The organism is Pelosinus sp. sgz500959 (genome assembly GCF_042610375.1).
Classification (GTDB): Bacteria; Bacillota; Negativicutes; order DSM-13327; family DSM-13327; genus CTSoil-075.
Genome location: NZ_JBGJZL010000002.1, coordinates 47,212 through 61,149 on the forward strand (window position 1 = coordinate 47,212; position 13,938 = coordinate 61,149).

Sequence of the window (13,938 nt, forward strand, 5' to 3'; positions counted from 1 at the left end):
ATATAAAAGTTGAGTCTTTTCTTATCTCACTTTAAGGGAGCTGTACAATATGCGCATAATCATGTCTGGCGGGGGAACAGGTGGGCACATCTACCCCGCTATTACTATACTTAGAGCAATTCAAAAAAATACCCAGTCATGTGAAGTCTTATTTATTGGTACACAGCACGGGTTAGAGTCTAATATCATACCTAAAGAGGGTTTTGATTTTCGTACGATTGATGTACGAGGCTTTGAACGACGTTTATCAATCCAAAACATACAAACCATCATCAAGACGCTCGGCAGTATCAATCAATCAAGAAAAATTATTCGAGAGTTCAAACCTGATCTCGTTATTGGGACAGGAGGGTATGTCTGTGGGCCGGTTTTGTTGACTGCTAGTATGATGGGTATTCCAACGATGATTCAAGAACAAAATGTTATTCCTGGTATTACGAATAAAATTCTATCCAGGTTTGTTGATAAAATAGCAGTCGGATATGGGGAAGCACAAAAATATTTTACACGTAAAGAAAAAGTATTTATTAGTGGTAACCCCATACGGCCAGAAATATTATCTGCAACTCGAGAAGAAGGGATTATTGCTCTTGGTCTTGACCCAGCTAAACGGACAGTTTTGATCTCAGGGGGCAGTCGAGGAGCGCGTAGTATTAATCAAGCTATGATACAAGTTTATCAGCAGTTTGCTGGTAGAAAAGATATACAACTCTTGCATGTTACAGGGCAAAACGAGTATAATGGCATAGTTGGAAAGTTACAGGAATGTTGTATAGATACAATAAAGGCTGGTAATATTATCATTAGACCGTATTTGTATAATATGCCGCAAGCTATGGCTGTAGCTGATCTTGCAATCTTTAGGGCAGGTGCTGTTGGATTAGCAGAACTAACCGCAAAAGGTATTCCTTCTATCCTGATTCCTTATCCTTACGCTGCTGAAAATCATCAAGAATTTAATGCAAGGGTAATGGAACAGCAAGGGGCGGCTGTGGTTATTCGTGATGCAGAGTTGACAGGATATCGACTGATTGAAGTGATGAATGAATTGATGAACAGTCCGCAAAAATTAGATGGAATGGCGGCTGCGAGTAAAAGAATGGGTTGTCCAGAAGCTGCTGAAACAATTGCAAAAATGGCCCTTACAATGATTTAATAACAATACAAATGGTAGCACCCTTGCTAATCTTTGCATATAATAACATACGCATAAGAACAGGTAAAAAAAGGGGTGGGCAAGAAAGGGGAGAATAATTTTTGCTGCAAAATATAAAAAAAATTCACTTTATCGGCATTGGTGGTGCTGGTATGAGTGCAATTGCCAAAGTATTATTGGAAATGGGATATACGATTACGGGGTCCGATCTTAATGAAAATGAAACAATCAATAAACTTAAGAAAAGTGGAGCCCAAATCTTTATGGGACATCATCGTGAAAATATTCATGATGTGGAAGCTATTGTCGTGTCAACAGCCATTTCTGAGAGCAACCCTGAAGTTCAAGAGGCAAAAGAAAAAGGTATTCCAATTTTTCATCGTGCCGATATGATAGCTCAATTAATGCTCAAATACCATGGTGTGGCTGTCGCAGGTGCTCATGGTAAGACGACGACTACAGCAATGATCGCTGTTATGCTCGAACATGCAGGTGTTGATCCTACTGTAATTATTGGTGGTGAAGTTGATTATTTGCATGGTAATGCCAAATTGGGCACGAGTAAATATCTAGTGGCTGAAGCTGATGAAAGTGATGGATCTTTTTTGAAGTTTTCACCTCATATTGCTGTTGTGACCAATATTGAAAATGATCATATGGATTTTTATAAAACCATGGAAAATATCTTACATACTTTTAATCAATTTTTGCATAAATTGCCAAAGGAAACAGGATTGGGGATTTTATGTTTTGATAATGCCTATATTCGTGATTTAGCTGTTAACTTAGAGAGACCTTATATTTCTTATGGAATTGAGCATGATGCTCAATATATGGCACGTAATATTCGTACCCAAGGAGCTATCACGACTTATGATGTTTATCAAGAAGGACAGTTGTTGGGGAATTTAAAGCTTAATGTTCCCGGACGACATAACGTAGCTAATTCTTTGGCTGCTGTTATTGTTGGAGTGACGGTTGGTCTTACTTTTGCGCAAATTGCTGAAGGATTGTCGCATTTTCAAGGGGCAAAGCGTCGTTTTCAAACCAAGGCACGGATCAATGGCGTTTGGATTATTGATGACTATGCTCATCACCCTACTGAAATCACTACAACTTTATTGGCTGCGCGCCAGACCGATCCTAAGCGATTGATCTGTGTGTTTCAACCTCATCGTTATTCACGTACCCAGTTTTTACGTGAAGAATTCGGTTGTGCCTTTGGACCAACAGATACATTGGTTATTACGGATATATATGCCGCAGGAGAACAACCCATTCCAGGGATTACTGGTGAGGTGTTAAAAGAAGAAGTTGAACGCCAAACAGGCATGCAGGTCATCTATATTGCCGATAAGGATAAAGTTGCCCGATATTTACGACAAATTGTTGAACCCGGTGATTTAGTAATGACCATGGGGGCAGGAAATGTTTATCTCGTAGGTGAAGAACTAGTAGAATTGTTAATGGTAAAAGAATAGATTTTGGTTTATTAATAAGATTATAAAGAAAATGTTTAGATAGAATATTTATTAGATAGGGTGATTGTACTTTTCTAGGAGGGGAGACGATGGAGAAATTTATCGTCAGGGGAGAAGTACGCTTAAATGGTAATATCAGAGTAAGTGGAGCTAAGAATGCCATATTGCCAATTATGGCAGCAACATTACTCTGTTCTGGTATTAGTGTTATTCATGATATTCCTTATCTGCGTGATATAAAGGTTATGCAAGATATTTTATCATTACTAGGAGCTAAAATTACCAGAGAAAATAATACTCTTATTATTGACACAACCAATATACAAGAGGTAGAAATTCCTGAACACCTTATGCGGGAGATGCGGGCCTCCGTTTTTCTTATGGGTCCGCTCTTAGGGAAATTTCGAAAAGTTAGGTTATCTTATCCTGGTGGTTGTGCCATTGGACCAAGACCGATTGATTTACATATTAAAGCGTTGGAGAAAATTGGTGCTCAGGTTGAGGAAAAGTTTGGTTTTATTGAAGCACGTGCCGATTGTTTGACGGGTGGTGAAATCAATTTTGACTATCCAAGTGTAGGAGCGACTGAAAATGCAATGATGGCCTCAGTGCTAGCCAGTGGTTCTACAATTATTAGAAATGCTGCTCGTGAACCTGAAATTTCTGATTTACAGACATTTCTTAATAAGATGGGGGCTCAGATTGTAGGGGCCGGTACTGACACAATTATAATTAATGGCATAAAAAAATTGATTCCTGTTGAGCATACCGTCATGTCTGATCGTATTCAGGCTGGTACTTTTCTAGTGGCAGCAGCCATGACCCATGGCGATCTGATCATAGAAAATATTTTATCAGAGCATCTATTTTCGGTTATTGATAAATTAAAGGATATTGGTGCACAAATTAATATAGGACGTAATTGCCTTCGAATAAAAGCAGGTGATCTACGTGGTGTTGATCTTAAAACCTTACCTTATCCAGGTTTTCCAACAGATTTACAAGCACCTTTATTATCTTTATTAACGATTGCTACGGGCACAAGTATTATTACTGAAACTATTTTTGAAAATCGTTTTAAGCATGTAAATGAATTAATTCGCATGGGAGCTAAAATAAAAGTTGAAGGACGTACAGCGATTATTCGCGGTGTACCGAAACTAACAGGAGCTATTGTTGCTGCGACAGATCTTAGAGCTGGCGGAGCATTAGTCCTTGCTGCTTTAGCTGCAGAAGGAATTTCTGAAATAGAAAATGTATATCATATTGATCGGGGCTATGAACGATTAGAAGAAAAATTACAGAGTTTAGGCGCTAATATTTCAAGGCACAAAATGGACTAGGAGGATTGTTATATGAAAAATAAAAAAATTGCAGTAGTCATGGGAGGAACCTCAGCCGAGAGAGAAGTTTCTTTAAATACTGGAGCAGCAATTTTGATGGCTCTTCAGGAAAAAGGATATAATGCAGTAGCGATTGATCTTGAGCCTACTCGTTTTGTGGAACAATTGACCGAGGCGGGGATTGAATTTGTATTTAATGCCATCCATGGTCAATATGGTGAAGATGGAGTCATGCAGGGGGCTCTTGAACTTTTAGGTATTCCCTATACTGGATCTGGTGTATTGGCCAGTGCCATGGCAATGGATAAAGGCATTACCAAGAAAATTTTTTTATCAGGGAATATTCCGACTCCACACTCGCGTTTATTTACGAAAGCTGATATGAAAACTGGTTTAGTAAAAATCATAGCAGAGGAGTTCAATATTCCTCTTGTTGTGAAGTCAGCTGCACAAGGTTCTAGTATTGGTGTTGTTATTGTTGAAAGAAGTGAAGATATTTCAGCGGCAATTGATCAGGCTTTTAAATATAGTCGTACTATTTTAGTTGAAGAATTTATCGAAGGTCGCGAATTAACAGTTGCGATTTGGGGGAATGATGAACCTGAGGCTTTGCCTATTATTGAAATTGTTCCTCATTCAGGACGTTATGATTATCAATCTAAATATACTAAAGGTGCTACCGACTATATTGTTCCCGCCAAATTGCCTGATGATACAACTAATCTTGTACAAAAAGTCGCTTTAGAGGCTTTTAGTCAATTAGGTTGCCGTGGTATTGCCCGAGTCGATATTATGCTTGGCAAAGATAATAAACCTTATGTATTAGAGGTAAATACGATACCAGGCATGACGGCGACAAGTTTAGTGCCCAAAGCTGCAGCCTCTGTCGGAATATCATTTGCTGATTTGTGTGAACGCTTACTATGTATGGCAGAATACAATTAAACTAGATGGCTAGGATATAGACAGCATCTGAGGATGCTGTCTAATTTTTCTATTGTATATATCATTAGATTTGTTGTATGATTACTTTTATAAGTGTATTGGCCAGGTTGTTGTAGGGAGTGATAGTATGATGTCTTCAGAAAAATTTCAATATCCACGCAAAGATAAATATCCTATGTCGGCATTAGGATTTGTATGGTTATTGTTAATACTTATTATATTAATTGCAGGATTATTATTTATTAAATCATCTTATTTTTCAGTTGGTTCAGTGGTTGTCGAAGGTAATAAATATGTATCAACCGAAGAGGTTTATCGTATTGCCAATATTCCTGAATCGATTAATATATTTAATTTAAATACTGCCAATATACAAACAAGGTTAATGCATGATTTGAGAATTGCTGAAACTGATGTATCACGACGATTTCCCGGAACAATTGTTATTAATATCAAAGAACGTAAGCCGATGGCATATATTGCGAGTAATTATGGATTTTTAGAGCTAGATGGACAAGGGATCGTGTTGGCTGTTTATAAAAATATTAAGCAAGTTAATGTACCGATGATTACAGGTATTCGCTTGGAGAATCAGTATGTTGGTGATACAATTGACAATGTAGTGGTTAAAAAAATCGTACAATATTTGTCCTTGTTAGATGAAAAGGCACTAAATCAATTCTCTGAAATTAATTCAAAAGCATCAGAACAAATTATTGCTTATACTATTAATTCAATGTATATTCGTCTAGGGAATAGTGAACGTTTACCTGATAAGGCGAATATAACAAATGAGATGTTACATGAGCTAAATGACAAAAAAATATCGGTTGAATATGTTGATCTTAATTTTGCCTCACCAGTGATTAAGTTCAAACAGTAATCATAAAATTTATAAAAAATCAATAGAGACAAGTGTGTATCAATGAAGGGAGCGAAAAAAGTTGTTACCTATTAAACAAGGGCAAGTTGCCATTGCTTTGGTATGTACAGTACTAGGGTTTATGTTAGCATTGCAGTTCCGTACAACCCAGGATATTAAATCAAGTATTCCTTTTCAACGAATTGAAGATTTATCTCAGCGTTTAAGTCAGACTGAAAAAGAACGTGATATTTTACTTAAGCAAATGCAAGAATTGCGTAAAACGCCAGGATTTGAGTCGGCAACTAAAGAAAGTGAAAATATTAGAATGGGTGCTGGCGCAGTTGCCTTAGAAGGTAAAGGTCTTATTATAACTGTTGATGATAGTAAAAGATTATCTAAAGTAGGCGATAATCCAAATTTATACTTAATCCATGATGAGGATATTCTGAAGGTAATCAACGAATTATGGGCGGCTGGTGCTGAGGCTATCTCCATTAATGAACAAAGATTAATTGCGACTTCTGAAATACGTTGTGCTGGCCCAACTCTCTCGGTAAATAATACTCGTTATTCACCACCATATGAAATAAGGGCCATTGGTGAGCCACAAACATTAGAAAATGCTCTTAAGATGCGTGGCGGAGTCATTGAAACATTACAATTTTGGGGCATTCAAGTATCTGTTAAAGTACAAGAACTTGTACAAATTCCAGCCTATAAAGGAACATTTCGTTTTGAATACGCTAAACCAGTAAAGGATGGTGGTAAATAAATGGTTTTACCGCTGATTGGACTCATGGTTGGTATTTTCGTTGGAACTTTTTTCCCTTTAACGATACCCGTAGAATATGCTAAATTTATGTCAGTTGCATTACTCGCTTCTTTGGATTCTGTTTTTGGTGGTTTAAGAGCTGGTGCCGAAGAAAAATTTGATAATACAGTCTTTATTACTGGTTTTTTTACCAATGCATTAATGGCGGCAGGTTTAGTATATGTAGGTGAACGATTAGGAATTGATCTATACTATGTCGCATTATTAGCTTTTGGGTTACGGATATTTCAAAATTTAGCAATTATGCGTCGATATTTTCTTAAAAAATAATTTATTTTTTTAAAGTAGTTATTTTTCTAGGACTTTTGATGTATTTTTCTAGGAATTATGTATTTTTATTATAATCAAAAAAGGAAATTTTAAAAATGTGTTGAAATATATGGAAGTAATATAATATTTTCTAAGTGAGGGTAGACATGGATAATAGATACATCCTAGGAATTGATATAGGAACGAGTACCATCAAGGCATTTATTGGCAATAAAATGAAAGATGGGACGGTTTTTGTTGCAGGTAATGGTACTATGCCAACAGTAGGTATTGCCAAAGGAACGATTACAGACGTTGAGCAGCTCGCAATGGCAATTAGTCAAGCTGTTGAGTGTGCCGTTATGGCCACTCATATTTCGGTCAAAGATGCTTATATTGGTATTGGCGGAGTGGAACTTAGTTCTATAAGTGGTATTGGTAGTATTTCCTTATCAACGACTGATGTTATTATTCATGATGATATTGAACGGGTGTATCAGGCTGCTATATTAGCGAGTATACCTGATGATCATGAAGTTTTACATATCTTACCTAAAAGTTTCTTGGTTGATAAACAAAGGCAAACTCATTTACCATTACAGCAACAATGTTCTCATTTGGAAGTAGAAGCACAGATTGTCAGTATGCCTAGAGAGAGCGTTTATAAGTTAATTGATACTGTTGAGCGTTTAGGTATTCATATTGTTGGCGTTGTAGCAAATCATATTGTCGCTTCACAAGTATTGTCAAATATAAGTACAGAAAATTATGTATTTATGGATATTGGAGCGGGGACAACAGAATTGATGGTAGTTCGTGATGGACAAGTCCATTTGTCGGCGGCATTGGCACTTGGTGGTCATTATATTACGAGTGATATAATGAATGGTTTTGAGATTACTTATCAACATGCTGAAGAAATTAAAAGATACTATTCAAAATTAGACAAGAATTTGCGAGGAAAAAATATTATTTTAGATTGTAATGGTTACGGAACAATTGATAAACAGTTTTCTTATGATTTTTTATATGATATTATTGAAAGTCGTATCGAAGAAATTGTTTATTTAATCCATGAGCATTTGAAATCGACGATGGAACTTAGTAAATTTGATAAGATCTTGCTGACGGGTGGCTGTAGTGCCATGCTAGATATTCGAGATCATATCCAAAAGTTATTTGGTATTCCAGTTGAGGAAGTGAATCTAGAAGAATTACTTCCTGAATATGCTAATCATACTAATCTTGCTTGTTATGGAGTATTAACATATGCTGTAAATCATATACCCGATGCTCCTGTTGCCAGTAGTCATAATGCTTGGCGTACATTAGTAAGTAAGTTTAAGAATTTGTTAACTAGTTAATATACTGTAACTAATAAGGGGGAGAATTTTCATGCTTGAATTAGATATGGATTTAGATCGATTTGCGGCAATTAAAGTAATTGGTGTTGGTGGTGGTGGAAATAATGCTGTAAATCGTATGATTGCTGCAGGTCTCAATGGTGTAGAGTTTATATCAGTTAATACGGATGCTCAAGCGTTGATGCATTCTCAAGCTCCTGTTCGTATTCAGATCGGCGAAAAACTGACTAAAGGGCTTGGTGCAGGTGCGAATCCAGATATTGGAGAGAAAGCTGCGCAAGAGAGTCGTGAAGAAATCATCAAGGCATTAAGAGGCGCAGATATGGTATTTGTTACAGCTGGCATGGGAGGCGGTACAGGGACTGGCGCTGCTCCTATTGTGGCTGAATGCGCAAAAGAGGTAGGAGCGTTAACGGTCGGAGTTGTTACTAAACCTTTTTCCTTTGAAGGACGCAGGCGACAAGGACAGGCTGAACTAGGGACTGGAAAACTGAAAGAAAAAGTAGATACCTTGATCACCATACCAAATGATCGTCTATTGCAAGTCGCTGATAAACGTACATCAATGATTGATGCATTTCGTATTGCTGATGACGTTCTTAGACAAGGCGTACAGGGTATTTCTGATTTGATCGCAGTACCAGGGTTAATTAATTTAGATTTTGCAGATGTTAAAACCATTATGACAGATACAGGTTCGGCATTAATGGGGATTGGTTACGGTTCAGGTGATAATCGAGCCGTTACGGCAGCCGAAGCAGCGATTAAGAGTCCATTATTAGAAACTTCCATTGAAGGAGCACGAGGTGTTCTGTTAAATATTACTGGTGGATCGAGTTTGGGTTTATTGGAAGTAAATGAAGCCGCTGCCATTATTTCAGATGCTGTTGATCCACAAGCCAATATTATTTTTGGTGCAGTGATTGATGAAACTTTTCAGGATGAAGTACGCGTTACTGTTATTGCAACAGGATTTGATGGTAAGCCTATGCAGATCAATACTGGTAAAAATGAAAGTACTCCAGTCATTGAGCCATTTAAAGTTCGGGATTTGGATATACCAGCCTGGATGAGACGCTAATAAAAAACAAACAAAAAAAGTACATGAAAACATTTGTTTTCATGTACTTTTTTTGTTTGTTTTTGTAATGTTTATTTGTAAAAACTTACCATGATTTTACAAAAAAAAGAAGTTTAACTTGTTATAATAGGAATAAATTCCAAACTATTTTTAAAATTTAAAAAAAGATAGAATAGGAGAGCTGCTATAAATATCGATAGGTAGGGTGGGAGAATGTATGTGTATGCTGATGTGATTTTTTTTATAAATTTTGTGATGAATAGTGTGATCTTATTATTAACAGCTTGGACAGCCGATATAAAATATAAAGTTTGGCGTATTTTATTATCTGCTACTGTTGGTAGTTGTTATGTTTTGATTTCTTTATTGCCGGGGATGCTGATGATGGCTCATTTTTGGTTTAAGATGCTGATGGCTTTTTCATTAATCCTATTAGCCTTTGGTTTTCAACCAAGACGTATTATATTTTTACTTGTGGCTTTTTTTTATGTTATATCTTTTATTTTAGGTGGATCTGTAGTGGGCTGGTTGTACTTTGGGCAAACCAGCTATTACTTGGGAAATTCGATCATACTGACTAACTTATCTTGGACACATCTGCTCTGGGGAAGTTTATTAGGTATATCTTTAGTTATGATTGTTGTAAGACGTATGATCGTGCGTGCGACTCGCCATAGTCATTTATATCAGGTAATACTTGAATACGAAAAGCGAAGGATTGAACTTACTGCCATGCTTGATACAGGTAATGGATTATATACACTCATTGACCGTAAGCCTGTTATATTAGTTAATCAACATGCTATTGAACCACTTCTAAGTCAGCAAGTGAAGTATTTTTTGCAAAATCATAGTCCAGAGACATGGTTGTCTAATCTAAATGAATGTATGGATCTAGTATGGTTATCAAGAGTGCAAATTATTCCATACCATTCCATCGGTCATAAAAGTATGTTATTAGCGTTTCGCCTTGATTATTTTATGATCACAGGCAAAGGTGGAGATATTGATATTGGTGATGTGATGATTGGTATTTATAGTGGAACGTTATCAGGGGATGGGGCCTATGATGTATTGCTACACCCTCAGATCATGAATAAACTAAGTAAAAAAGAGGAGGTAAGTATATGCGCATAACATGGCCGATTATTAAGTTAGTTATAAAACTAAAAATCATCACCATCTTGCAGTTATTACGCTTAGTAGAAAGTGATGAGGTTTTTTATGTAGGTAGTACAGAAGTGTTACCTCCTCCTTTGAGCAATGATGAAGAAACATTTCTATTAGTCCGTTTACAAAATGGTGATCATACGGTAAAAAGCATTTTCATTGAAAGGAATTTACGTTTAGTTGTCTACATTGCTCGTAAATTTGAAAATACAGGAGTTGGCATTGAAGATTTAGTTAGTATAGGAACGATTGGATTAATTAAGGCTGTTAATACATTTGATCCAGTAAAACGAATTAAATTGGCGACTTATGCTTCAAGGTGCATTGAGAATGAAATTTTGATGTATTTAAGACGTAATAATAAAACACGTTCAGAAGTATCTTTTGATGAGCCATTAAATATTGATTGGGATGGAAATGAATTGTTATTGTCAGATGTCTTGGGGACGGAAAATGATATTATTTATAAATCTGTAGAAGAAGAAGTTGATAAAACACTATTACATAATGCCATGAGTAAGTTATGCGGTCGCGAACGACGCATTATGGAACTTCGCTTTGGTTTGCATGATGATGGATTAGAGCGTACACAAAAAACTGTGGCAGATATGTTGGGTATATCTCAATCGTACATTTCTAGGTTAGAGAAACGAATATTGAAAAAAATGAAAAAATACATGAATAATATGAGCTAATTTACAAACTTAATCGCTCCCTTTTTTAGGGAATGTAATTTATTGTTGTTGTTGTAAGCGATCTGATTTATGTAAGGGGCAATCATAAGTAGAACTACATCTGCATCTTGATTGATCTCTTTAATCGAGAAATCATTGGCTACAGCACTGGTGATCATAAGGATGCCAGCTTAGTGTATAAAGCATTTGCCAGCATTAAAATAAATTTGAAAAGCATCAGTCTTCTTCATACCGATCGTGGAAATGAGTTTATATATGTGGATGAGGTACAAGGGTACTTAATGCTATTGTAATGGATCAAATAGGTGTTATTCTCAGTGCTTGTTGTAAGCTGGAACTATGAAATACTCGCTAGTGTCCCTGGATATGTGATTAGGTGTCATCATAAAGCAAGACTTCAAAATATTACCGATTCTACAACAACCTTGCTAGGAACCTCTGAGGCTGGATCTATAATGAGCTACTGGTCATCTCAATGGTCAGTGATACAAGGCTTATTTACAATAAGTACAGCAAGAATGTTTGAAATACAGCATGTTACTAATACAGGACATGCGGGTAGTGGGTTTGGAATTGCTCTTGCTTTCGCTGGTATTAATGAGATTTATACAGTAATTACAATAAGAAAGATAGCGTAGTGTAGGCATAATGATAGATCTTTTTATTACTACATGATAATTATTATATGATAGTAAACTTAGTTTATGTTATTATGGTAATGTAAATTAAATATGATAGTTATATTGCGAAAGGAGATATATCAAAATGTTTGGGGTTGGAACACACTTTAGAAACTTGCTTCGTACAATCAGATATGCTAGGGAAGGATTAAAAATTAAGCATGTAAGCTACATTGACAAAGGATTTCAGGCAGAGGCTCCTATTGAAATACTCTACAAAGTTTTGATCGAATCACATGTGTTTATGGGTAAATACACATATATGGTTAGCGGTAGAATTTATCAAAATACTAAAATTGGGAGATATTGTTCTGTTGGCACAAATGTAAATATTGGACTACCCGAGCATCCAACGAACTATCTTTCAACTCACCCATTCCAATACTCTAAGGATTATATAAACAAAGAAACTGTTATTGGGAATGATGTGTGGTTAGGAAATAATGCTTGTATTAAATCAGGCATCACAGTTGGGACTGGTGCAATAGTAGGTGCTGGTTCTATAGTTACAAAAGATGTTCCGCCTTATGCCATCGTGGCTGGTGTCCCTGCGAAAATAATTAGATATCGTTTTGATGAGAAAACTATTCAAGAGTTATTAATGTCTAGTTGGTGGGATAAAGATATTCTGGAATTAGATGGACTTTCGTTTGATAATATCCATGAGTGTTTGAAAAAACTTAAGACTAGTAGAGTATAAACTATAAACTGCAACTAATAAGACGTCTGATAGGCGTCTATTTTTATTGAGACTAACTATATGAAGTCAATAGTGAAAGATAACTTTTTAAAAATTTTCTAACATTAAAAAGGGGCGCAAAAATACACACCTAAAGCTGTTGAAATTTTGAAAAAGGTATAAGGTGAAAATTTGAATGATAATGGAATTGTCAACAAAAATTAGATACAAAATTAAGAAAATTTATGAATTTAATTCCTCAAATTGGGAAGCGGAAAGATATCCAAGAGAGGAATGCATTCTCTTGGTGTTGTAATATAGTTCAATATATTTAAAGATTTCTTGCTGAGCTTGCTCAGGTGTTTCGAAATGAGCATCCTGAACAAGCTCTCTTTTTATTGTTCGATAAAATGATTCCATTAAAGCATTATCATATGGATTTCCCTTTCTACTGACACTTGATACCGCTTCATGTAGACCTTGATAGGTATGAATGATAAGACCTTTTTTCGGATGTTCTCTACCATAAGCCTGCATAAATGCATCAATTACAAGGGCATCCTTCATGTTCCGCCCCATAGACCATACAGATACTTTGCGGGAATAAATATCAAGGAATACGGCTAAATATAGTACTCCTTTTTTGTAGGCACGTATATAATATCGCCAACCCAGATTTTATTCATGTCATCAGTTTGAAATGACTGATTAAGTAAGTTAGGTCTTTCTATTGAAGATGATTGCTGATTGTAACGCTTATATCGGTATCTTGCACCTTTTGGAAGCCGTTTCAGATTTCTCATCAACCGAGAGACACGTTTTCGGTTTGTAGTAATGCCTTGCTGTTTAAGAACTTTTGAAATCCTTATAGAACCATAACTGCCTTTATGCTCTTCAAATATATTTTTTATTTCAGTACTTAAAACTTCATTTTCAAGCATTCGTTTGGATGGTTTTCTATTTAGGTATTCATAGAAACCAGAACGTGAAATACTTAATGCTTTACAGGCCTTCTTGATATTATATTTGTCCTGGTTTTCCTTAAGATATTGAAATCTTATACATTCTTTTTCTTCAAGAAGACCGGAATTTTTTTAGTAATTCTGACTCTGCTCTCGGTTCTTCATTTTCTCGTTTGAGTTTTTTTATTTCATATTAAGAATTATAAATTGCGCTTCCATCACCTGAAAACGCAATTTCCCCATATTCTTCATACTCACTTATCCAGCGGTACAGGCTATTGTAATGGATAGATAATTCCTTTGCAACTTCAGAAACGGACATGCTATCTTCCAAAACTAATTTTATTACTGCTATTTTAAATTGGCGGTCATAACTCCTTCTACCCATAAACTGTCACCTTTTCCTCTTATTTTAGTGTCCAGTTTATTATACCAT

13 protein-coding genes and 2 pseudogenes are annotated in these 13,938 nt (G+C 35.9%); 14 read left to right on the top strand and 1 reads right to left on the bottom strand.

Features of this window, described 5'->3' with window-relative positions; all coding sequences use genetic code 11:
* The first annotated feature begins 49 nt into the window (after positions 1–49).
* The 14 genes and pseudogenes from murG to ACAN52_RS02965 all read left to right on the top strand — a co-directional run bounded on the left by murG (position 50) and on the right by ACAN52_RS02965 (position 12,561).
* Complete coding sequence (gene murG, locus ACAN52_RS02900) at positions 50–1,156, top strand: undecaprenyldiphospho-muramoylpentapeptide beta-N-acetylglucosaminyltransferase (protein ID WP_378951969.1); 1,107 nt, start codon at positions 50–52, stop codon at positions 1,154–1,156.
* A 101-nt stretch (positions 1,157–1,257) separates the two neighbouring features.
* A complete protein-coding gene (murC, locus tag ACAN52_RS02905) occupies positions 1,258–2,637 on the top strand; it encodes a UDP-N-acetylmuramate--L-alanine ligase (RefSeq protein ID WP_378951972.1) in 1,380 nt (459 codons plus the stop codon).
* 89 nt (positions 2,638–2,726) lie between these two features.
* Positions 2,727–3,980 carry a UDP-N-acetylglucosamine 1-carboxyvinyltransferase gene (gene murA / locus ACAN52_RS02910; RefSeq protein ID WP_378951975.1) on the top strand — a complete coding sequence of 418 codons (1,254 nt, stop codon included), beginning with the start codon at positions 2,727–2,729 and terminating at the stop codon, positions 3,978–3,980.
* A 12-nt stretch (positions 3,981–3,992) separates the two neighbouring features.
* Positions 3,993–4,925, top strand: a complete 933-nt coding sequence (locus ACAN52_RS02915) for a D-alanine--D-alanine ligase (RefSeq protein WP_378951978.1) — start codon at positions 3,993–3,995, stop codon at positions 4,923–4,925.
* A gap of 127 nt (positions 4,926–5,052) precedes the next feature.
* Positions 5,053–5,808, top strand: coding sequence for a cell division protein FtsQ/DivIB (locus ACAN52_RS02920; protein ID WP_378951981.1), 756 nt, complete (start codon positions 5,053–5,055; stop codon positions 5,806–5,808).
* Positions 5,809–5,869: 61 nt separating this feature from the next.
* Entirely contained in the window at positions 5,870–6,562 is a 693-nt protein-coding gene (locus tag ACAN52_RS02925; RefSeq protein ID WP_378951984.1) for a DUF881 domain-containing protein, read from the top strand.
* Positions 6,563–6,892, top strand: coding sequence for a small basic family protein (locus ACAN52_RS02930; protein WP_378951987.1), 330 nt, complete (start codon positions 6,563–6,565; stop codon positions 6,890–6,892). It begins immediately after the preceding gene.
* A 146-nt stretch (positions 6,893–7,038) separates the two neighbouring features.
* Positions 7,039–8,235: a cell division protein FtsA gene (gene ftsA, locus ACAN52_RS02935; RefSeq protein WP_378951990.1), complete on the top strand. Its 1,197-nt coding sequence runs from the start codon at positions 7,039–7,041 to the stop codon at positions 8,233–8,235.
* Positions 8,236–8,266: 31 nt separating this feature from the next.
* A complete protein-coding gene (gene ftsZ / locus ACAN52_RS02940) occupies positions 8,267–9,316 on the top strand; it encodes a cell division protein FtsZ (protein ID WP_378951993.1) in 1,050 nt (349 codons plus the stop codon).
* A gap of 213 nt (positions 9,317–9,529) precedes the next feature.
* Positions 9,530–10,453: a sigma-E processing peptidase SpoIIGA gene (locus ACAN52_RS02945; RefSeq protein WP_378951996.1), complete on the top strand. Its 924-nt coding sequence runs from the start codon at positions 9,530–9,532 to the stop codon at positions 10,451–10,453.
* Positions 10,444–11,181: an RNA polymerase sporulation sigma factor SigE gene (sigE, locus tag ACAN52_RS02950; RefSeq protein WP_378951999.1), complete on the top strand. Its 738-nt coding sequence runs from the start codon at positions 10,444–10,446 to the stop codon at positions 11,179–11,181. Before ACAN52_RS02945 ends, sigE begins: the two co-directional genes overlap by 10 nt.
* A gap of 47 nt (positions 11,182–11,228) precedes the next feature.
* A pseudogene (locus ACAN52_RS02955) lies at positions 11,229–11,432 on the top strand (DDE-type integrase/transposase/recombinase); the annotation flags it as partial.
* 66 nt (positions 11,433–11,498) lie between these two features.
* Positions 11,499–11,819, top strand: coding sequence for a hypothetical protein (locus ACAN52_RS02960; RefSeq protein WP_378952002.1), 321 nt, complete (start codon positions 11,499–11,501; stop codon positions 11,817–11,819).
* Between the two features lie 127 nt (positions 11,820–11,946).
* Entirely contained in the window at positions 11,947–12,561 is a 615-nt protein-coding gene (locus tag ACAN52_RS02965) for a CatB-related O-acetyltransferase (protein WP_378952005.1), read from the top strand.
* A gap of 222 nt (positions 12,562–12,783) precedes the next feature.
* Here ACAN52_RS02965 and ACAN52_RS02970 read toward each other — a convergent pair.
* A pseudogene (locus ACAN52_RS02970) lies at positions 12,784–13,890 on the bottom strand (IS3 family transposase).
* Between the last annotated feature and the right edge of the window lie 48 nt (positions 13,891–13,938).